The sequence below is a fragment of the Muricauda sp. MAR_2010_75 genome (assembly GCF_000745185.1).
In the GTDB taxonomy this organism is placed as follows: Bacteria; Bacteroidota; Bacteroidia; order Flavobacteriales; family Flavobacteriaceae; genus Flagellimonas.
This window is the reverse complement of the sequence record NZ_JQNJ01000001.1, coordinates 496,034-519,647: the sequence shown is the minus strand read 5'-3', so window position 1 is coordinate 519,647 and position 23,614 is coordinate 496,034. Positions and strand designations below refer to the sequence as shown.

Genomic DNA, 23,614 nt, shown 5'->3' with positions numbered 1-23,614 from the left:
TGATCGGGTTCTTGCCATTAACGCTGATAGTGTTCCTGACTAAATGGAAATTTCTGTAAAGGAAAATACAATTATACCCGGTCGTCCAAGACGTTGTATTTCTACAAAGCGGAACGAGGTAGCCATAAAGGAGAATGCTGTTCACCTCAATTAAACTAGATAGGTCCCTTTTCAAAAGGGATCTATAGTTTTATTGTGGATTGATGGATGGGGTTATTCTTATGGCCCAAAGTCTAGGTTTGATCCAATATCGATTGGTAGACTAAAGACATAACATATAGGCCACCAACGCCTCTTTTTCTTCCTTTTCAAGGTCCAGTTCAAGTACAAGGTTGAAGAATTCCACGGTGTCTCCCAGTGTGGGACAACGTCCATCGTGGAGATATGGAGGGGAATCCTTGATTCCTCTTAGGGGAAAGGTTTTGATGGGGCCTTCGGGCCTTCCGTGGTAAAAGCGTTCCACTTGAAGGTCATGCATGTAATCATCAACGAAAGCGGGGCCGGAATGGCAATTGATACATTTGCCTTTTCCATAGAATATCATCTCACCCTTCAGTTCCTGTTCTGTTGCTTTTTCTGGAATTAGCCTGCCCATCGGGTTTAGTTTGGGCGCTGGTGAAAAATCAAGGATGCTGTTAAAGTCGCCCATGCGGTTGGTAACCTGTCTTTGTTGGGAACGTGGACCAATATTTTGCTGCATTCCAGGATCTCCGTCAAAGTATTCCTCAACTTCCGCAAAATGGTCCATACTGCGTATGGATCGCTTTGAAGATAGTTGCATCAGTTGGTAGTTGCCCCTCATGGTAGGGGTGTCCGTGCGCAACCTAGCCATATTGGGTCGTGAATCAGGGGCCAATTCAAAGGCCCCGTTGGTATGTCCATTCACATGGCAGGAAAAACAGGAAACCCCAACACTGGGCTCTGGGGTAACCCGGTGGGTCGTATGGTTGAACCATGTGGTGGCAGTGGGCCTCAACAATTCCTTTAGGCCCTCCATTTGTTCCGGTGTGAGCAAACCGTTGAAAACTTCATAATAATTGGCCAATGTAATTTCCCTGCCCTCCGTAACATCACCAAGCTCTTTATGGGTGGTAAGATACATTGGGGGCGGAAATTCAGGCAGATATGAATCCGGAAAATCGTGATCGACATCAATTCTCAAATGTTCTGGGTGGGCCTTGTTCCACATATCGGGAAACACCATATGAGCCACTGATTGCAATGGATGGGCCAGTGGTTTATAGGGAAATAGATCTTGGTCCTTTATTTCTTCCGGTGTCATTGCTCCAAGTTCTTCCCATGAGGAAACGCCCTTAGCCAAACGGGCCACGGGTCCATCCATAATTTTTTTTCTTCCGCTTGACATATAGGCACCATGTATTGCCTTTCCACTAAAATTGTAACGCGAGGCCATATACTTTTTAACATCACGCATCAATTCTGGCTTTTGTTCCTTGTGAAAGGAAATCCATTCATTCCACGACATGGGCAATTGGGGGGAGCCAAAGGATGTTTTGCCCTTTCCCCCGTAATTCCAAAGGTCAAAGGGTGTACGTTCCCCCTTTTTAACATCCGGATAGGGTAGGAGTTCCTTGGAATCGGAGCTTGTGACAGATGTGCGTTGGCCTTTTGTTTCCGTATAAGGCAGGTGTTCCCTAAAATTGGAGCTTGTGACAGATGTACGCTGTCCTTCTGTTTCCGTATCGATCAAAGCGGCCCGACTCTGGAGCATATGTAGGTCGGAGGTTTCGGCCAAGGCTTGGACACTTTCCGTAGGGGAACCTTTAAGCCACTTTCCGACAGCCAAAAAAGCAATAATTATAAGTAAAATTAGAATAATAAAGTCCTTTCTGTTTTTCAAAATAGGTTTGTCCTTCATTTTTTTGTTTATTTATTGTCTATACCAAGCAACCTTGCATTTTCGGATCGTAGCAAATGGAAACTACCAAAGGGGAATAATTCGAAATCCGTTCTGTTGACTGTATGATAATGGATATATTCATCCCATGTTTAGTTGGTCTATGATTCACGATCGACACTAATGGACTTGGCAGGGTAAGGCATAATTTTTAAGCATTGGTTGATAAATCCAGCCAAATCACATCTGGACCGTCCATTTGGTAAAGAATTTTGATTCTTTTGCCCGTGGGCCCAAACACAACATTGTCTGGCGAGTACTGAGCAATTGGTTCAGGTTGCTAGCAGTTCCCATTGGAATTTGATTGCATGAAAGTAGGTCGGCTTTTGTCAAGACAGGTTGAAAATTTGTTTTAAGTGGTCGAATAACTATCTGGGAGCGGTATTTATGGTCCGGGATCAACGGGTCTGAGGGCAATTAAGGCACTATCTTTGATATTTATACCCCAAGCCAAAGAACAAGTAAAAGCCATCATTCCAAGGAAATCAGATTTCACAACTTCAGGTATTTCTATGTTTTGAGGACCTGTTCTATTGAAAACGCCTACATAATCGCAGCGATTTTCAAAAGTTGTTTCCGATAGTTATTCCTTATCTTCTCCGGAAGGAATAGTTTGATCTTTTGATTGGTTTTTTCTTTTGTTGGCAACAAAGGAAGATGGATTTTCACCATAATATTTTTTGAACAGGGTTCCGAAATACTTGGCGTCGGAAAAGCCGACATTATAGGCTACCTCACTGACATTGTAATCATGTTCCAGCAACATTCTTCTCCCTTTTTTTAATCGGATTGTCCGCAGAAACTCATTTGGGGAAACATCCATTAGGGCCTTCAATTTATGATAAAATGATGTTCTGCTCATCCCCATCGCCTCGCACATGTCCTTGATCGTAAAATTGGGGTCGCTGAGGTTATCCTCCACCAATTGGGTTAGATTGGCTATAAATTTATCATCCAATTCATTGGAAAATTGAATCTCCTCCTCTGCTTCAGTGAAGAGCAGGAATTTACGTTTTAAAACCTGCCTGTTGTGCAAGAACCCTTGTATCTTGCTCAATAAAAGTTCATAGTCATAGGGCTTTACTATATAGTCATCGGCCCCACACTCCAAACCTTGCATAATGTTTTCCTTTGATCCCAGTCCAGAGAAAAGGATAATGGGCACATGACAGGTCTCAATATTTTTTTTGAGGGCCGTACAGAATTGAAATCCGTTCATTTTTGGCATTAGTACATCACAGAGAATAATGTCGGGCAGGTTGTTCTTTATCATTTTTTGGGCAGCAAGGCCATTGCTGGCCGTAATGACATGATAATCATCCATCAACCTGTTCCTACTGTATTCCATTAAATCTTGGTTGTCCTCCACAACCAATACGGTTTCCTTGTTGATCGAAGTGGATTGCTCTTGATCTGGCAGCATCATTTCAAGGAATGCGCCTTTATGGTCATCTGCATCGGTCAATGGTTTAAGCGGGAATTTCACAGCGAAAATGGAACCCTCGGAAGATGATTTGACCAAAGTGACATTACCGTTTATCAATCGGGCTAAATCGCGGGCCAGAACCAATCCCACTCCTGTACCGATACTTCCCGATGTTTCGACATTATGTGCCCGGTAAAACAGTCTGAATATTTTCTTTCGTTCCGCCATTGGAATCCCGATGCCCGTATCCTTGACAAATATTTCACATTTTTTGTCCTTGACCCTGAGTTCAACAACCACTCGACCACCTTCCAAAGTATATTTTATCGCATTGGAAAGAAGGTTGCCAACAATCTTATCCAAAATGCCCTCATCCGATTCGATAAGTAAAGAGGTCAGCTCGGTCTTTAGTTCCAAGGAAATATTCTTCTTTTCCGCTAAGATCGTAAAGGCAAAGATTTTGTCCTTTACCAACCATATCAAATCCATGGGTTGTGGGTTAACGGTATTTTTATTGGTCTCTAACTTTCTGAAGTCCAGAAACTGGATCAGTTGCATATGTACCTTCTCGGCATTTTTGAGGGCAATGTCCAGATTTTGCCGTATTGGGGCACCTATTGACATATTTTTGATTAGATCTTTGAGAGGGGCCTTTATAAGGATCAAGGGCGTCTTGATCTCATGGGCCATATTTGCCAAATACTTTAGCTTGCTTCTGGAATGTTTGGTCAATATCCACAATCGGTAGGAATACATGATCAATCCCAGCAAAAAGAGGAAAAGTATGGTGTATAATCCGTAGGCCCAAGGAGTCATCCAAAAAGGGGGATTGACAGTCAAAGCAATTTGCTTTACCGGTGCAAGGAGTTCATCCTTTTGTCCAGTGATCTTAAGTTTGAACGTATACTCCCCTGGATTTAGATTGGTATAACTTGCAACTGTGGATTCGGGGTTACTTATCCAATGCTCGTCGAAATTTTCCAACTTCCAGTGGAAGGTGCCTTTATCAAAATGCATGAAATCAATGCTGGTAAATCCAAATGAAAAGGAGTTTTGGGCGTAATCGAGCTCAATGGCCTCTGTATGGTTCAAAAGCGTATCTAGGGGTGAGTTGGTTCCTGGAAGCACTTGCCTATGGTTGAGATAGAAGTCCGTGAATAAAATGGTTTTCTTGGATTCAATGGGTCTGATTTTCAGAGGATTGAAGGTAATGACCCCTTCGCTGGTCCCAAAATAGACGTTTCCATCAGCATCGGTCAGCGCGGCATCATAATTAAAATCCACCGATGTCAATCCATCGGATTTTGTGAAATTGTTGACATTGAAGGATTTGTCGATTTGTGACAACCCCTTTGATGTACTGGCCCATATGCCATTCATGCTATTGGTCAAGGCAAATATGCGATTGGAGAGAAGTCCGTCCCCCGTGGTAAGCCTTCGAATACTTTCCTTGAACAAATTGATGGTGAAAAGGCCTTCATAACGGGTGCCCACCCATAGGAGTTTGTTCTCATCCATCGCCAAACTTGAGATCATTGCGGATTTTAATTGGGATGTGTTGACGAAGGGAAGGTTTTTTAATTGACCCGTATTTGTATCCAAAAATTTAAGCCCCGTGGATGTGCCAATGGCCAATAAGCCCTCTCCAACACTCATGAGGGTCTGTATATTGCCAATTTCTGTGGGATAATGGTCCAATAGTCCTGTTTTAAGGGAATAATGGTAAATGCGCTTAGTTTCATCTTCACTGAACCAAATACTGTTACCGGAGTTAATGTATATTTTGTTTGCGTTCACAGCGGTGAGGTCAGCATTATAATTTTTTGTACTCTTGTAGTTCAATTTTTGGGTTTCCTTGAAAACGACTGTGGAATCCGTATATGAAGCGGCCCAAATATTACCGTACCGATCCACTGAAATGGATCTCGAGTTTGAAATATGGTTTTCCCCGTTCAGATCAATTTCCAAATGGCTCCACTTATCCAATGTCTTATCCCATATACTGATGCCCTTGTCGGTTCCGAATCCAATAATATCGGGAGCCACGTTGAAGAGTTGAAGCACAACATCATTCCTAAGGGAATTTTTTTTGTACAGATAATGCCGTATGGTCTTGAAATTTAGGTTGCCAGGACTGTATACATTCAATCCTCCCCTGAATGTGGCTACAAAAAACACATTCGAACTGCTACGGTAAACATCGTGTACGGATGCCGAACTCAGGGACTCGGTGTCGTTTTGATGCGGGGTGATCTTTCCAACCTCCCTTCCTTCGATTATGTCCCATATCAATAGGCCCTCGCCATCGATTCCCACAATAATTTCATGGGGGGAAAAACGCACAATGCTCCGAACTTTAAGCCCTTTATATTCGGTGAGTCCAGTGGGCATGGAGAACTCAAAGTTGATCAGGTTGAAAGAGCACAGCCCCAACTTGTTCGACCCTACCCATAATCGATTGTTCTCTTTGTCAAAAAACAATGAGGCTATCTGCGAACCCCTTAGGCCGGTATTTTTATTTTGGGTCTCATCCAAGAGGTTGAACAAAATGTTCTTGTTTGGATCCAGTACATAAATTCCGTTTTCCGTTCCAAGATAATAGTTGTTCGTATCATCCTGTATGATTGAAGAAGTCCTGGATTCCACCCCCTTTATTTTATTGGTAAGCTTTGAGTCAGGATCAAAAATATAAACACCTTTATAGGTGCCGATCCATAATTTGTTCATGTGGTCGATGTAAAAATCATTTACCTCTTGCTCTGGGCCTTCCCTTATGGTGTGATATAGGACAAATTCATCCTGTTGGGATTCATATCGATATAACAGTCCACCCAGGGTAATGAGCCAGATCCGATTGTTTAAATCTATGTTGATATGGTATTCCACATAGTTGGCGGTCCGATATTCATATAGTTTGGGCAGATTGTAATGCTTAAAATCCTTCCCGTTGAAACGGTCTACCCCTTCTTCGGTGGCAATCCAGATAAACCCTTCATTGTCTTCAACCGATGAAAAAACTGCATTGCTGCTCAGCCCTTCACTTACTCCGAATTTTTGAAAAGTGATATTCTCTATATTTTGGGAGTACAACAATGGGGTTAGGGTAGAAAACAATGTTAACTTTAAGAAGAGTAAAGCTCTCTTCCCATATATTGAGGTTGCATTGATACTGAACATAATTATTGATGCATAATGGATTTGAAATCTTTTTGAACTTCTGAAAAATAAACGTACCGGAGACTTTTTGCAAACCTTTCCCTACGACCAAAAAGCCATTTTTCCACGGTATAAGGCAATGTTAAAGATATATATTAAATTGAAAATCAAGAAGGTCATCTGTTTTGGCATTGACTATCTCAAAGGTGACCAAGGGTGGAAATATGCGATAAAACCAATCATTGTGTGATTCTTTGCCCTTGATTTTTCCTGTCGCTGTTTTCTAAAAACGGGACATCCTTTTTTACCTCAAGACCTTGAATTGACAAGAAGCGTTGTTCAATTCGAGGGAAGATGGATCCTTACAAAATCATAGAACCGTAAAATAATGATGATCGAGACAAATTTGTACCAATATCCACTATTTAAGTGGACATTTTGTTTTATTAAGGTTATTAGGACTGAGCGGTTCGTGTTGATTTTATTGGTGTGTCTTTAACACACCAAAATCAAACGCTTTGGACGATGACTTGTAAGCTACATCCCCATATCCATGTTGGATTCCTTGTTGTTTAACAAACATGGATGTCATGCAAAAATTAGGTTAGGCAAGTAAAAATCGTATTAACAAATGATTAAATTTTGTTAATCTTCTGATAATACATGTTATACATTTGGGATATCTAAAAAAAATGTTCCAAAAAATGCGAATATGATGTTTTCATGAAAACTTCAGGCACTTTTTTTGGTCATAGAGTGATTAATTTAATAGCTAACCTGATAACTCAAAAAGATTATGAAAGAACCTTTTTCTAAAAAGTTTATTTTTCTGCTGGCTTTAGTGGTATGTGCTTCGGGGTACTCCCAACAACGTATTACAGGTACGGTCTCCGATGCAGATGGAGTGCCATTGCCAGGCGCCAATGTTGTAATCAAGGGGACCACGAATGGCACGACAGCGGATTTTGATGGAAATTATGCCATTGACGATGTACAATCTGGGGCCACATTGGTGTTTTCCTACATTGGCTACACTACACGTGAGATTCCGGTCAATGGACAAAGTATTGTCAATGCAAGCCTACAGGAAGACCTTGAAAACTTGGATGAAGTTATAGTGGTGGCCTATGGAACAACTACCAAAAAAGATCTTACCGGGGCCGTCGGTGTCGTCAGTGGGGAGGATTTGGCAAAGTTTCCTACATCCACTATCGATCAGGCCCTTCAAGGTAGGACAGCAGGGGTACAGATTGTATCCAACTCGGGTGCACCCGGTGCTTCTGTTGCGATTAACATACGGGGTACGGGAACGTTTACGACCTCTACGCCTTTATATGTGGTCGATGGATATCCTACCCAGGACATATCCTTTTTAAACCCAAACAACATACAATCCATATCAGTTCTAAAGGATGCTTCGGCTGGAGCCATTTATGGTGTAAGGGCGAGTAATGGGGTTGTGATCATCGAAACCAAAAAGGGTACATCGGGCAGGGTGACCTTCGAAGTGGATACTTGGTCAGGTTTTAGGTTTGAGCCCAAATTTTTGGATGTATTGGATGTGCAGACCTTTGCTGACTTTGCAGTAGGACTCTCACAGGAGAATAATGGCCCAGATGAGCCCAATGAACAATTGACGCCCTACCCCGGATGGAGTGACCCAAGCAGTCTTACCAATGTGAATTGGCAGGATTTTGCCTTTAACAGTGGCTTTAGAACCTCCACGAATATAACCGCAAGGGGAGGTGGCGAGAATTCACGCTTTTCCTTTACCGCAGGTCTAATTGACGAGGATGGTGTTGTAGTCGGCTCATCGTACCGCAGATACAATGCAGGTTTGAACGGTCAGTTCGATGTGACCGATAAATTTAGGGTCAAAGGGGATATCAAATATGCGTACACTGAAAGTGTTACAAAATTGAACCAAGGTTACTATAATATCGTAAAATTGTTGGGTAATGTGCCCCATTTGGCCGATGCCGATGCGGTTAACATGCAGGGAGGTACCAACGGTACAAATCTGCCGTATGATGGCAATGGCAATTACGGTGGGTATCCAGATATCGCGCTGCAAACCTTCCGTGGAAGTGAAAATGTTATTGGAAGGGCCCTTCAAAATGACCAAGAGAACGGCAATACAAATGTCTTTGTCAACCTTGGACTCGAGTATGACATTGTTGATGGATTGATGGCAAAACTCAATCTTGGTGGCAATTCAAATACATTCTATGCCCAGGACTTTTTCCCAGAGTATTATCGTAGCTCGGTGGCCGTCGACCTTCGTGGGGATGCCATTTTTGATGTCCAGACCAACTACAGCAATGAATTCTTGGGAGAGGCCCTTTTGGAGTATAAAAAAGAATTTGGAAAACATTCCGTTAGTATTTTGGGAGGTATTTCCGCGCAAAGAAACTATTTTAAACGTGTACGAACCCGGGCTGCCGGTTTCTTGAATAATGAGATACGTGATATTTCCCAGGCCTCTGATGTGCAGGCTTTGGAAGGATATAGAACCCGAAGGACATTGGCCAGTCAGTTTGGTCGGCTGAACTATAATTTTAACAGTAAGTACTATGCCACGGCGACCATCAGAAGGGATGGTGTTGGAGATACGTTTGGGCCGAACAACCTTTGGGGTGTTTTCCCCTCTTTTGCCGCTGGATGGAACATTGACGAGGAAGGCTTTATGGACAATAGTGTATTTGATGTTTTGAAACTGAGAGGTAGTTGGGGTGAAACGGGTAGTTTCTTTGGAATAGATCCATTTCAATTTGCTGTATTCTATTCAGCCGGAAATGCCAATAATGATGCCAACTACGATTTTGGTGGGACAACATCCCCAGGGCTTTATCCCTTGGTATTGCCTAACCCAGACTTAAAATGGGAGGCGCAGATACAGACCAATGTTGGACTGGAAGCTGAACTTTTCAACCGAAGTCTTTACCTTACTGCGGATTGGTTCAAGCGTGAAGCGTCCGATTTCCTTTTCAGGGAACCCATCCCCATACAAAATGGTTTTGGCTTTAGGGCCGTAAACTCAGGAAGTGTGGTCAACAAAGGGGTTGAACTTTTGGTGGGTCATCGAAAAAGTCAAGGGGACTTCACATGGGATATTTCAGCAAATGTGACCTTTTTGGACAATGAAATAACAGAGTTGACTTCCCAACAGGATTTTGTGGTGCTCAACTCAGAATTCGTCCCCAGTTTCAGTACCGCCAACTTTTGGTTCGGTCTGACCCGATCTGAAGTGGGTGGAGAGGTTGGATCATACTATGCTTTTAGAGCTGATGGCCTCTTCCAGACCCAAGAGGAAGTGGATGCGGCCAATGCCAGCGCCCAAGCCGCAGGATTTGATTTTTACCAATCTGAAGATACATCGCCTGGAGACCGTAGATTCAAGGATTTGAATGGTGATGGGCGTGTTGACGGTGATGATAGGGAAATCATTGGTAGTCCCATCCCTGATTTCTTTGGGGGTCTGAACATGAATTTCAGCTATAAGAACTGGGATATAGGTATCGATCTCTATGGTTCCTATGGTAGTGAGATCATGAATTTTGTGAGGTTGGAGCTGGAAACGGCAGGTGGCTATGGATTGGGTGATGCCTTTACCAATATTGGAAGGGAGTACTATGAAAAAAGATGGACCGGCCCGGGTACCACAAATACCTATGCCAGGGCAATAGGAAACGATAGTCAAATACAGAACGGTAGAGCGTCTGATTATTTTATGGAAGACGGCTCATTTCTAAGGTTGCGAAATTTAAGGGTGGGTTATAATCTGCCAACTACTTTGATTGAAACTTTGGGCATGAGTAGTGCCAGGGTGTATCTGAGTGGTCAAAATCTTATTACACTGACGGGTTATTCAGGCTATGATCCAGAGGTGGGACAAAATGCCGATATAAATGGCGTAAATAATGTCCAGACCAGAGGTATCGATGCCGGGCAATATCCTATTTCACCTTCTTTCACCGTAGGTGTTAATGTACAATTCTAAAAAAAAATTGAGTTATGAAGAAAAATAAGTTTTTAGGAATTTTAGCTCTGATCATGGCCATTGGAACCATGATTTATAGCTGCGACGATGAAATGTTGCAAGACCCGAAGACAGATGGGGTCAGTGACGCAACTGTTTTTACATCAGAATCAACAGCCATTGCAACCGTTACGGGCGTTTATGATGCTTTTCAAGGTGCATATGGTGGTCCTGATGGAATACCAAATGAATACAATACCAAAGCCATCCATACCATTGATAGATTGACCCAAGATTGGAAGGGTAACGCTACGGATGAGGAATACAGGGATTTTGAATTGAACCCTGACAATGAAATATCCAATAAAATGTGGCCGGTGCACTACTATGGAATTGGTCGGGCCAATGTGGTTTTGTACAATCTTCCGCCGGCAATAGACGCGGGTTTTATCAATGAGGACCTTGGAAGCAGGTTGATCGGCGAGGCCTTGGTCTTGCGAAGCATATTTTATTATTACTTGACTGCTTCCATGGGAGGAGTACCACTCATATTGGAACCCAATACCGGTAATTCCGATTTTTTTGCCCCTCGAAACACCGAGGAGGAAGTATGGAATCAACTGGCTTTGGATTTGGAGGATGCAGCTCCAAGATTGCCATGGAGCTATGATATGGAAAAAGGAAGGGTTACTCGAGGTACGGCATATGCCATGTTGGGAAGTGTTTACATGTGGTTGGGCCGTTATGATGACGCCGTTGACGCATTTGAACAATTGGAGGGACACTATTCCCTTGAACCAAACTATCTTGATATACATGCTCTTGCCAATAAGAATGGCGTTGAGTCGCTGTTTGAAATCCAATTCAATGATGAAGGAAATCTGGGGTGGGAAAGAAATGAGGAAAAAACGTTTCTTCAATCCTTTAATATGCCCAATGAGATCAATGGGGGCTGTTATGGGGGAATTCCAACTGAAGCATTGTATGAATCATTCGAACCGGGTGATTTAAGGAGGGATTATACCATCATTCCCCCAGGAGGGGAACACCCAGATCCGTTAATCAACATTTCGGATTATCCAAATGTTCAGGCCAATTATGGTGGAATCAATACCTGTGGAACTGTGGATGAACCTTGGTTGGGCACCGATGGCTCTGTGGGAAGAACAGGCTATTATGGCGTAAAAACTTGGCGCAATCCACTCATAAGTGGTTGGAATGGTCCAAACATCTTTGGTGGTCAAAACCACATCTGGTTACGCTATGGAGAGGTTTTGATAAGTCTAGCCGAAGCATACCATAAAAGTGGCAACGATGCCATGGCAATGCAAACATTGATGCGGGTAAGAAATCGTGCTTGGGGAGGCTCTGCCCCAACTCCAACAGGAGATATGATGGATATTATTTTGCAGGAATACCGTCATGAGATTGGAGGGGAATTCTCCCTTTGGCTCTGTCTAAGAAGGACTGGAGAAGTGGATTCATATATGCAAGATGTGTTCGGTATTACCATTCCCCCTGGGCGTGATCTTTTACCGATTCCCAGGACACAGATTGATGTTAACCCAAATTTGGAACAAAATCCTGGGTATTAAACCTGATTTTTATTAAAAATTCAACAAGGACTTTGGATAGAATTCAAAGTCCTTGTTAGCTTTGGAAAAGCCGTTCGGTTAAACCCTATTTTATGAAAAGGATACTTTTTCTTTTGGTTTTGGCATTGACCCTTTTTTCCTGTGGGGAAAAAGAACAAAATAAGGCCAATCTCCAGTTCACCTTACTTTCACCTGCGGATACCGGAATCCCATTTTCAAATAATATCAAAGAAACGGATAGCCTCAACTATTTCACTTATCCCTATATGTACATGGGAGGAGGGGTTTCAGCCGGGGACATCAACAATGATGGCCTGATTGACCTTTTTTTTACGGCCAATATGGAATCGAACCGTATCTATCTTAACAGAGGGAACTTCAAGTTTGAGGATATTACCGAACAGGCCAATATTTCGGGTGATGGGAGATGGTATACCGGGAGTACCATGGTGGATATCAACAATGATGGCTATTTGGATATCTATGTAAGTGTATCGGGAAAGGGAAAAAACCGTCAAAATGCACTATATATCAATAATGGGGATTTGACCTTTTCTGAAAAAGCAGCTGAGTACAACATTGACCATAATGGCCATACGACCCAAGGCACATTTTTTGACTATGACAATGATGGGGATTTGGACCTGTACCTGGCCAACTATCCGCCAACACAGTTCAACAGCCCTTCGGAACTTTATGCCTTTAGAATGAAGAACCCAAGGATAGAGGCATCCGATATCTTGTTCAGAAATGATGGAGATGGTTCCTTTACGGATGTGACCGAGGAGGCCGGTATATTGAATTTTGGACTTTCCCTGAGTGCGACAACCGGTGATTTCAACAACGATGGTTGGCAGGACATCTATGTTTCAAACGATTTTGATTCACCCGATTATTTCTATGTGAACCAACAGGATGGAACTTTTAGGGAGGTTTCCCGAAATGCCCTGAACCATACATCCCAATATGGTATGGGAACCGATGTTGCAGATTACAATAATGATAACCTTTTGGACATTGGACAGATGGATATGACCCCTGAGGACAATAAAAGATCAAAAGCCAATATGGGCAGTATGAACCCAGCCCTTTTCAACAGGATGGTGAGGTATGGATTGCACCACCAGTACATGCAGAACAGCCTTCAACTCAATCGTGGTGTGGATGGCAACGGAGAGTTAAGGTTCAGTGAGGTTTCTCGTATTTCGGGATTGGCCACAACGGATTGGAGTTGGGCCATCCTTTTTTCAGATTTGGACAATGACGGTTGGAAGGATGTCTTTGTTTCAAATGGAACTCGAAGGGATATCAACAATAAGGACTACTTTAAAAAGTTGGATAAGAAATTGAGGTTCAATAAAGCACTCACATCCGACGAAATTGAAAATATCCCCTCTGAAAAAATAAGCAACTATGTTTTTGCCAACAATGGCAATTATACATTTGAAAATGTTACAGGGGAATGGGGCATGGACAATAAGACCTTTTCCAATGGGGCATTGTATGCCGATTTGGACAGTGATGGTGATATGGATATGGTCATCAACAACGTTGATGAACCTGTATCCATCTACAGAAACAATAACCCACGCGACCATAATTTTTTGAAGGTTAAACTCGAAGGAACTTCAGAAAATAGGAATGGATTGGGTTCACGGGTGTTCGTAAAGTCCAATTTTGGGGATCAAATGCAGGAATTGACCCTTACAAGGGGCTTTCAATCTTCAGTGGCACCCGAGTTGGTTTTTGGCTTGGCCGACCAAGAGTTGGTGGAAATGGTGAAAGTGATTTGGCCGGACGGAAAAGTGTCCCGTATGCAGGCACAGAAGGCGAATCAAGTCCTGACCTTTGACTATAGGGATGCACAAATGGATGAGGGTAGGGCTGAGCCTAGAAAAAAACTCTTTAGTACCCTTACTTTAGACAAATTGGCCATTGACTTCAAGCATACAGAAAACGCATATGATGACTATGACAAAGAACCGTTGTTACCGCATCAGACGTCAATGCTCGGACCTGGTATGGCCGTTGGAGATGTTAATGGCGATGGGCTACAGGATTTTTATATCGGAGGAGCATCGAAACAGGCGGGAGCCATGCTCCTGCAGACTGATGAGGGCACATTTATAAAAGCAAGTGATAAAACATGGGCTTTGGATAAAGAAGCGGAAGATATGGATGCGGTCTTTTTTGATTCGGACGGTGACCAAGACCTTGACCTTTATGTGGTGAGCGGTGGAAATGAGTTCGCAGACGGTGCAATGGAGCTCCAAGACAGGCTCTATATAAATGATGGAAAGGGGAATTTCACAAAATCAAAAAATGGTTTGCCTCAAATGTACACCAGTGGGTCAAGGGTGAAACCCGCTGATTACGATGGGGATGGTGATTTGGATTTGTTCGTGGGTGGGCGATTGACCCCCGGAAAATATCCATGGCCCGCCAAAAGTTATCTGCTTGAAAACAAGGGAACCTTTTTTGAAGATCAAACGGAAAACCTGGCTCCGGATTTTGGGAATTTGGGTATGATCACCGACGCCGTATGGACCGACTTTGATGCCAATGGGACCATGGATATCATTATTGTTGGGGAATGGACACCCATCCTGTTTTACTCCAACACCACGAAGGGTTTCATTAATGTGACCGAAAGTACGGGCTTGGAAAATACTGAAGGATGGTGGTTCAGTTTGGCACAAGAGGATTTTGATAATGATGGTGACATGGATTATGTGGCCGGGAACCTAGGTTTGAATTATAAGTATCAGGCATCCCCAGATGAGCCGTTTGAGGTCTTTGCGGATGATTTTGACAATAATGGAAGTAAGGATATTGTATTGAGCTACTACAATTTCGGTGAGGTTTTTCCGGTTCGGGGAAGATCCTGTTCTTCGCAACAGATTCCTTCGATAACCCAAAAATTTGAGGACTATAATTCCTTCGCCTCAGCTGATTTGGTTGATATATATGGGAAGGAAGACCTTGATTCGGCGGAAATCCATTATGCCGCGAAAACCTTTGCAAGTAGTTATATCGAAAATTTGGGCAATGGAAGGTTTTCCTTGCACAAGTTGCCCAATGAGGCGCAATTCTCATCCGTGAACGGTATTTTGGCAATGGATATTGATGACGATGGTTTCAAGGATTTGGTCTTGGCGGGAAACCTTTATGTCTCTGAGATAGAGACCCCAAGGAATGACGCATCCTATGGCACATACCTCAGGGGTGATGGCACCGGAAAGTTCCATGCGTTGCCAAACATGGAAAGTGGACTTTTTATCGGTGGAGATGTGAAGGACTTGGCCTTTATGGAAGTGGATGGGAAAAAATTCATAATCGCAGCAAAAAACAATGACTTTCCGCAATTTGTGAGGTTGGTCAAAGGCAAATGAAGCTCATTTATACTTTAAAATGGGATTGAACAAACAAGTGGGGTAGAAATACTGGTTTTTTTTATCGCAAAATGATTAAAAAGTATCAAAACCTACAAATGTTAAAATTTATATTTGTAATTGAATTGTTAAAGTGAATTTTTTTTGTACTTGATACTTTGATATTCTCTTTAAAATACGGTGAATAGGCTAGGAGGAAAAAGAATGAAAAACATGTGTTCCGGTTCAAATAAGGTTTTTTATGGCTTACTATGTTTTCTTGTGCTGGTTATGCAATCCTGCAGTTCCTATAAAAAGTTTGTCGATCAAAATACCTCCCTCACCGACAAGGCCCTTACTTTAGATGCTAAGTTGTTATATCATAAAGTCAACAACATAAAGAAAGTAGGGTATGCTTTTGGCCATCAAGATGCCTTGGCCTACGGGATTGGATGGAAAAACAAGGGAAATGTCTTCAAAAGTGATGTCCATGAAGTTACCGGTGACCATCCCGCCATTCATGGTTTTGAAATTGGGCATATAGAAAAAGGCAGGGTCCAAAATTTGGACACGGTCAATTTTGACCTGATGAAAAGCCTCATTCGAAAGGCCCATCAAGAAAAGGGAATTGTGACCATTAGTTGGCACCCCGATAACCCTGTTTCCCAGAAGAGCGCGTGGGATACCACCGAAGCTGTAAAGTATGTGCTCAAGGACGGGCCATTGCATCCAAAATATAGAGGGTGGCTTTCCCGGGTAGCGGATTTTTTAAATGACCTAAGGGATAAAAAAGGGAACCTGATACCAGTGATATTCAGACCCTATCATGAAATGAACGGCAGTTGGTTCTGGTGGGGGGAGGGCAATTGTACTTCAGCGGAATATCGGCAGCTTTGGCGCGAAACTGTTAACATCTTAAGCAACGAATTTGATGTACATAATGTGTTGTATGCCTACTCGGTAAATACTTTTCGGACAGTGGAGGAATACTTGAAATATTATCCTGGGGATGCCTATGTGGATATTTTGGGAGTGGATATATATCAGCATGGTACCGTTGAGGACTTTGTTGAGGCCCTAAATACAGATCTTGCGATATTGAAGAAAATAGGAAATGACAAAAATAAACCCTTCGCACTTACGGAGGCCGGGTTGAACAAGGTTCCTATTGAGGATTGGTGGACACGGATTTTGGATAAAAACATTGCCCAATATGATATTTCTTGGGCCCTGTTTTGGCGGAATGCATGGCCAAGCCACTATTTTGTCCCCTACACAGGAGCAACAAGCAGCTCCGATTTTGTGAAATTCAAAGAGCTTCCCCATGTATTGTTTTTAAAGGATATCAAAAAAATTAAATGAAGGTTAATTTCTGAATATCTATCATAAATCCCGACTATGAGAAATAATGTGATCATCCCAAATTTCCCGACAAAATATCATAAACTCTTTAAAGAACATCAAAAGTTGGTGGATAGAAAAAATGTGATGGACGTAAAGACCAATGGAATTTATAATAGGTACAAATATCCGATCATCACAGCTGAACACATTCCCATCCACTGGCGTTATGATCTGAACATGGAGACCAATCCGTATGGTCTGGAAAGGATCGGTGTCAATGCCGCCTTTAACGCGGGGGCCATTAAATGGAACGGAAAATACGTTTTGGCCATAAGAGTGGAAGGGGCTGACAGAAAATCCTTTTTTGCATTTGCCGAAAGTGATAACGGTGTCGATGGTTTTACATTTTGGGACAAGCCCATGATACTTCCCCAGAACGAGGAACCTGATGTCAATGTCTATGATATGCGTTTGGTGAAACATGAGGACGGTTATGTCTATGGCATTTTTTGTACGGAAAGAAAAGATCCAAAGGCTTCCGCAGGTGATACATCCGCAGCAGTGGCCAATGCAGGTATCATACGGTCAAAGGACCTAAAAAACTGGGAGCGGTTGCCAGACCTCATCTCAACGGCGAAGCAACAGCGCAACGTGACACTGCATCCAGAGTTTGTAAATGGAAAATATGTGGTATACACACGACCGCAAGATGGATTTATCCTTACTGGGTCAGGTGGGGGCATAGGACTTGGCTATGTTAATGACATGACCGACCCTGTGGTCAAGGACGAAGTCATTATCAGTAACAAGGAATACCATACTGTCTATGAATTAAAGAACGGACAAGGACCATCGCCCATCAAAACCCCTGATGGATGGCTCCATTTGGCCCATGGAGTTCGCAATACCGCTGCCGGATTACGTTATGTGCTATATATGTTCATGACGGAACTTGAAGACATTACTAGGATAGTCCATAGACCCGGTGGATATTTAATGGCCCCCAATGATCAAGAAATTATAGGCGATGTCGGGAATGTACTTTTCTGCAACGGATGGGTTGTTGAAGACGATGGAAAGGTCTTTATCTATTATGCTTCGTCCGATACCCGGATGCACGTGGCGACTACGACAATCGATATTTTGGTGGATTATTGCAAGAACACCCCCGAGGACAAATTGCATTCCAATAAATCGGTCGAGGCCATTATTGATTTGATCGATCGAAACGAAGGATTGTACTAGTTAGAAGGACATATCCAAAAAAAAAAGGTAGCAAAGACCCCAAAATGGAATCCCATTTTGGGGCTTTTTAAGGGTCAGTGTTTAGGAAAAATCAGTAGTTGTTCTAGTCGTCGATCAGGGAGATAAAACTTGCCCCTTCCAATTCCAACATGGCCGAGCCGTTTCGAACAGATATCGTCTTGGTAGTTTCATAGGATTTCTCTTGGTTCGTTGTAAAGACCTTTAACCGTTTGATACGATTAGGAATTCCGGTAATGGTGGCATTTCTTGTGGCCCCTTTATTGACAAGATGAACGGCCAATTTGTTCTTCCTTGTACTTATAAAAGCGGCAGGGGTTACAAGGTCTTCACAGGAGGTTATTGGAATCGCATGGAGCCCCTTGGGGGTGCTTCCCAACTGTTTTAAATTGAAGAATCTCTGAGTGGGGTAGAGGTCCTGGGAATCGTTGCCAAAGATTCCTCCCCCTGACATGGGGGAGTAATCCGAGGTCAATTGCCATTGTAGAATGGTCAATGGTTGTGATATGTTCAATATTTTCAGATACACATCAATTTCATCCAGTGCATAGGTCGGTTCTTCAAAAATTTGCGGATAGCGCCAAGCCCCGGCATCTATGCTCCCCTCTCCGACAAATAACGGCACATCCACCCGCTTGGAAATGTCCGACCATTTCAAGAGATTTTCATCGGTCCATCCTCTCCAAGAGTGGAAAGAAACCCCTCCGATGTAGGGTCTTGTCTCCGGATCTGTGGATGCGATGGTGGTAAATTCCCATCCATTGGCATCGGCCGTATCCCCCAAAAGAAACTTGGTGTCCACTCCCCGTGACCTGAAGTAGGTCCCCAACTCCTTTATCAATATATTGTGTTCTTCCGCTGTTTGGCGGACATCTATTCCCAAATCTGACTCATTAAAAGAAAACATCACCGTTTCCACACCATAGACTTCTTCCAAATATGCTATATAGTCCGTTATGGATTTATAAATGATCATTTTTTTGCTTTGGTCCAACGCATTGCCCCGTGTTCCATCCGGGTTGGCCCCGCGTACCCTTTCTCCGATGATGGCCCAATCGGGGGGGAACCATGCTGCCAATATTACCGGGATTCCCATTTTGTCCAAGCGTTGTGCCATTTCCATGGCTTCCCTTACTTTTGGATGAAGGTTTCCATTTTTGGCCTCCTCAATGGGATTTTTGGAATGATCAGGGTGCCATTGTCTCCAAGGCATCTCAACCCTAGACCATGAAACCCTTAGATTATCCAGGCTATAGTCGATGACCTGAGGGTCCATTCTAGGGTTCTGTAACCTAAAATTGCCTCCAATCCCATCAAATTTCTCCCCTAATTGATCAGGAAATACTTCGAGCTCAATGGGGGATGTATCTATCACACCCGATGCGCTTATCGTGAAGGTATTGCTATACTGGGTATGGGCAGGTATTTGTCCACTGGCCAACCCAAAGTTGAGCTCTATTTTTGGGTGAATGGAATCCAGGGCACGAATGCTCACCTCAGTTGGTTTTTCAAACAAAATGTTCAATTCCCGTGTTGGGGAAGTTACCTTCACTGACGTGGATGGGGCCTTATAATCAGCACCATCAAATGATTTATTGATATCGGCTAAATGGAATTGGGATGGGGTTTTGATGGCAAATTCGGTATCCGACCCAAATTCCTCGGGCAATTCAATTCTAAAGTAAGCGCCATTGATCAAAGTGTCAACGGTTGAGGAAAAATCAATCTGTACCACAGTCGATTCCTTTTGATCGGAATGCAGGGTTTCCTTCCATAGGATGCTGTCCATGGCATATGAAAAAATCTTTTTACCCTGCTCTCTTTGAAAGTCAATGCGTTGACGCTCCTTTCGGGTAGCCCTTTCTTCAGAATTCCGATCGACCAGGACCAAACTGGACCTGAACTCCATCAATTGGTGGTCAATTCGAATGCCCGTGATGTTTCCCCAAGTCGTAAATTCGGTCTGGGAGAATCCTGATAATGGAATCAATGCGACAATAAGTAGTCTAAAACAGTATTGTTTAGCGCTCGTTGGTAAACTGTATCTCATCTTTTGTAATTGTTTTATCATAACCATAGACCTCTTTGACCCGTTCCGGGGAGTTGGCGGTTTCGATCCAATTGGACCAAACCATGAACCAGGACCATTTGGGTTGCGCTTCCAAAACCAATGGTCTCGGTAATTGGCCAACCTCACCCAAGGCAATGGGCTTTCCCTTGGCGAGTTTTACCAATTGATCATAATCTTTTTGTTCATAATCGCCATGGTAGACATCGGTGGCCAATATATCCACATACTTGTGTCCTGGATAAAAATCCTTGTAATCATAGGCTTGGTCCCCAGGTATGTCCCTTGGTCCGTTGGCATTCCAAACCCAGATCAAATTGTTCAATCGGTGATGGTTCACCAATCTGTCATAGAGCTGTTTCCAGAGCTTGACAAAACCATCTTTCCCCTTTTTATTGCCCCACCAAAACCAAACGCCGTTCATCTCATGATAAGGCCTCCAAAGAATGGGGACCTTGGCCTCCTGTAATTTTTTAAGGTGTACGGCCACTTGGTCCACCTGCTGCGTCCACCTTTGGAACAACTCGGTACCAGGGGTCAGCATATCGTCCCACTCCTTCTTACTGATTTCCCCTTGTACGCTTTCTCTCCAAGAAAAGGGTGGGTCATGTTTTGGTTGCCCTACGTGCCACATCAGGGTTACAATGGCCCCTTCGTGATATTTATCAATGGCCTCTTTTACGATCCGCTCTCCAGGATTATCCTTTCCATTCCAGTAAAAATCCGTTCCCCAGACCGCAGGGGCCTTTCCAGAGATTTCCTTGGCCTTGTTGTAAAAGGAGCTTGGGTTTTCATTATAACTGTGCTGTCCGGCCAGGATTTTCCCATCCAAGGAATGGATGTAATCCAAAAGCACTTTGACCTCTTCCGTGGCATTCCCATTGACCGGGCCGTATTGGGCCTTTACTGTGGACAATGCCAAAAGAAACATGGAAGAACATATAATTTTTGTCATTTTTTATGTCGTTTAATTTCAAGGTTTATTTAGCAGTTCGTCCGCGGCCAAAATCAGAAATAAATAATCAGTGGTACCCCCACCCAGCACATATTCGGTCTGTTGCCAAAGAAATGGCCATTCCAACAGTTCGGGAAAATCAGGGCGAATCAAGGCGGTACCAGAGCCGATGCCACCAGGGATAAAGGAAAAATCACCTCTATTTACCCCATAGGCTTGAGTCAGGGAACGAGACCCGACACCGGAGGCAAATGAGGAGGTATTGATACCAGGGTGTACCCCCAGGATGAAATTCATGGCATTGAGCATATAGGTTTTTGGGAATATTTGGGGAAAACTGGTATGTAGAAAATACTGTCTCACTCCAAAGTTTTGGATGCCCCATCCCGCACCCCAAATATTGGGCTCATAAGGTATTCCATAAGGCGTTTTGTTGCCCAAATTCTCCACTTCCTTAAAGTAACCATGTACGGAATCCGTGATTTTCTTATGGAAGGCCGAGTCGTCCACAAGGGGCAGCACAGGGCCCACTATCCATCCCATCCTTGAAATGGCATTGGCGATCGCATCACCGTGTTCCACCAAATAATCAGCATATTTTTTATCCTCTGTGGTCTGTAAAAGTTCGGCGGCCAGTCCGACTTTCAAAAGGGGGTTTTCCACTTTGGTCAAATTCCATACCTCAAGTGCTATGGATGAACAATCCTCTGCCAAAGTATCGTTGTACCCCTTTAGGGCCCTTGCAGTCGCGGCCAAGGCTGCAGCGGTTCCCAACTCCCTGAACGGGTTCTTTTCCGTGAACACCCATCGATCATCGGGAGCTCCGGACTGACCCAGGGCAATTTTATTGTCTTCCTCCTCATTTGAAAATATTTTGTTGTCACTGTGGTTCACGGGGTCCCCAAGCAGTACATATTGACCCAAGGTGGGTACGATGATACCTCGGTAGAATCGGCCCATGCTCTTGTATCCCCCAACGATGGACAATGCCCCGTGTTCAATTTGCTGCAAAATATCCGGCTTCCCATCAGGGGTCAATAAATCCACGGTCCTATTGGACTGATTTATGGCAGTGTTGTCATAATCGACGGCAAAGATCTCGTAAATCTGGGAAAGCCCATGGATGGTGGAGGCCTGGGATTCTACCCGGAGGTCATAATCCCCCGCATCATGCCAACCCCCTATATTGATCCCAGGGACATGCTCTCCCGATAGGTATTGGGTCAGGGTCTCAGGCCCTTGGAGATACCCATCGAAATGATTGGTATTGATGGGGGCCATCCGGGCATCGTCCATGTGACAGAGTCCATGCCAAACCTTATATCGGTCATTTACCCGCATGTGGCACATCTGTACCGGTAAAAAGTACTCCAAGGTGGGCTGCCAAACATGGCGCTGATAAACGGTGCTGCTTATTTGAAACGGATGACTAGTATATTGTCCGTAACCAATTTGGTACATTCCGGGTTCTTTGATCTCCGAAAAATCAAATTGGTAATACCGATATCTTAAAAAACCGCCCCAAGACTTTGGGGTCTTGGACAGGACCTCGTTGAGCTCCCCATTTTCTCCAACCTGGAACAAATGGGCTTTCTCAACGGTTTCATCGTTTTTGTCCGTTTCGATCACGGCAATTTTTTGCTGTGAAGGATGGTACCCCACTTGGGATACCTGTACAACAGGACTATAAGTGAAATTTTCCAATGTTTTGGGTGTAACCAACCACTGCACGGCATTTTTTGTGGCTCCGGGAGCGATCAGTGAACGTACAATGAACCATCCATTGCTGTGTTGGGCACGCCCATCCAAAAGTTGGAGCGGAGATCCGTTCATGTTTTTAATGACCAGGGTCTGACCCGGTTCTTCAGGTGCGATGACCAATTTCTTGCCCATGGCCATGGGTTCGAGTTCATAAATGCCATGTGCATTTTTTGATCCTGGACCATTGGCCTGGCGATTGAACAATCCAAAAGATCGGTCCATATAATACGACTTACCGAAGAGGACCCCGGGAAACAGTTCCAGATTCATCCCTACCCTTCCAATCCATTCTTCGGGCAGGGGTTCTTCAAGATCAACAATTATTTTAAAGGATTTACCGGATGGCACCACTTTTAAGGTGTATGCGAAATTCAGGTCAGGGTAATCAATGGGGTTAAACCCTTTTTTGTCCTTGGATTCGTCGGGATATGCCATCCTAACGCTGATTTCCTGTTTTTCACGATCTACGTTCCGCTCACCCACTTTAGGAACGGGTTGCCATTGTCCAGGTGCGGCTTCAAGTCTAAGGTCACCATTGGTGGCCACCCGAATGCCATTTTGGATGATGCCAACACCCCCTTGATGGCTTTCTGGGTAAAAATCATGGGCAAGCATCACATTGGCGCCCCTACGCTCCAGGTATTCCAAATCGTTGATGATAAAATCTTGGTTTTGGAGGTCATTGGATTTCTGGGCATGCACCATTGCAATGGTGAAAAATAGAAAAACAAGTGGGAAAAACTTCATGGTTGGCCAATAATTCAGGTAAAATTATGGG

The 23,614-nt window shown here is 43.6% G+C and carries 10 protein-coding genes; 5 read left to right on the top strand and 5 right to left on the bottom strand.

What is annotated here, in order from left to right; all coding sequences use genetic code 11:
- Nucleotides 1-262: 262 nt before the first annotated feature.
- Nucleotides 263-1,879: a hypothetical protein gene (locus tag FG28_RS02380; RefSeq protein WP_036379612.1), complete on the bottom strand. Its 1,617-nt coding sequence runs from the start codon at nucleotides 1,877-1,879 to the stop codon at nucleotides 263-265.
- Nucleotides 1,880-2,501: 622 nt separating this feature from the next.
- Nucleotides 2,502-6,521 carry a response regulator gene (locus FG28_RS02375; protein ID WP_081894191.1) on the bottom strand — a complete coding sequence of 1,340 codons (4,020 nt, stop codon included), beginning with the start codon at nucleotides 6,519-6,521 and terminating at the stop codon, nucleotides 2,502-2,504.
- A gap of 775 nt (nucleotides 6,522-7,296) precedes the next feature.
- On the opposite strand from FG28_RS02375, the gene FG28_RS02370 reads away from it, so the two are divergent.
- The 5 genes from FG28_RS02370 to FG28_RS02350 all read left to right on the top strand — a co-directional run bounded on the left by FG28_RS02370 (nucleotide 7,297) and on the right by FG28_RS02350 (nucleotide 18,034).
- Nucleotides 7,297-10,500, top strand: a complete 3,204-nt coding sequence (locus tag FG28_RS02370) for a TonB-dependent receptor (protein ID WP_036379608.1) — start codon at nucleotides 7,297-7,299, stop codon at nucleotides 10,498-10,500.
- A gap of 14 nt (nucleotides 10,501-10,514) precedes the next feature.
- Nucleotides 10,515-12,074, top strand: a complete 1,560-nt coding sequence (locus FG28_RS02365) for a RagB/SusD family nutrient uptake outer membrane protein (RefSeq protein WP_036379605.1) — start codon at nucleotides 10,515-10,517, stop codon at nucleotides 12,072-12,074.
- A 92-nt stretch (nucleotides 12,075-12,166) separates the two neighbouring features.
- The gene (locus tag FG28_RS02360; RefSeq protein ID WP_036379603.1) at nucleotides 12,167-15,466 is read left to right on the top strand and encodes a VCBS repeat-containing protein; all 3,300 of its coding nucleotides are present in this window, start codon (nucleotides 12,167-12,169) and stop codon (nucleotides 15,464-15,466) included.
- Nucleotides 15,467-15,736: 270 nt separating this feature from the next.
- On the top strand, nucleotides 15,737-16,807 hold the full coding sequence (locus FG28_RS02355; RefSeq protein ID WP_036379602.1) for a glycoside hydrolase family 26 protein: 1,071 nt from the start codon (nucleotides 15,737-15,739) through the stop codon (nucleotides 16,805-16,807).
- Nucleotides 16,808-16,843: 36 nt separating this feature from the next.
- Nucleotides 16,844-18,034 (top strand): glycosidase, encoded by a 1,191-nt coding sequence (locus FG28_RS02350; protein WP_156102182.1) that lies wholly within the window; start codon nucleotides 16,844-16,846, stop codon nucleotides 18,032-18,034.
- 103 nt (nucleotides 18,035-18,137) lie between these two features.
- On the opposite strand, the gene FG28_RS02345 is transcribed toward FG28_RS02350, so the two are convergent.
- From FG28_RS02345 to FG28_RS02335, 3 genes are read right to left on the bottom strand one after another with little or no spacing between them, the layout of a single operon-like run.
- Complete coding sequence (locus FG28_RS02345) at nucleotides 18,138-20,102, bottom strand: hypothetical protein (protein ID WP_036379598.1); 1,965 nt, start codon at nucleotides 20,100-20,102, stop codon at nucleotides 18,138-18,140.
- Nucleotides 20,074-21,075, bottom strand: a complete 1,002-nt coding sequence (locus tag FG28_RS02340; protein ID WP_036379595.1) for a glycosyl hydrolase — start codon at nucleotides 21,073-21,075, stop codon at nucleotides 20,074-20,076. The genes FG28_RS02345 and FG28_RS02340 overlap by 29 nt, the downstream gene beginning before the upstream one ends.
- Nucleotides 21,076-21,093: 18 nt before the next feature.
- Nucleotides 21,094-23,583, bottom strand: coding sequence for a glycoside hydrolase family 9 protein (locus FG28_RS02335; protein ID WP_036379592.1), 2,490 nt, complete (start codon nucleotides 23,581-23,583; stop codon nucleotides 21,094-21,096).
- Nucleotides 23,584-23,614 lie beyond the last annotated feature (31 nt).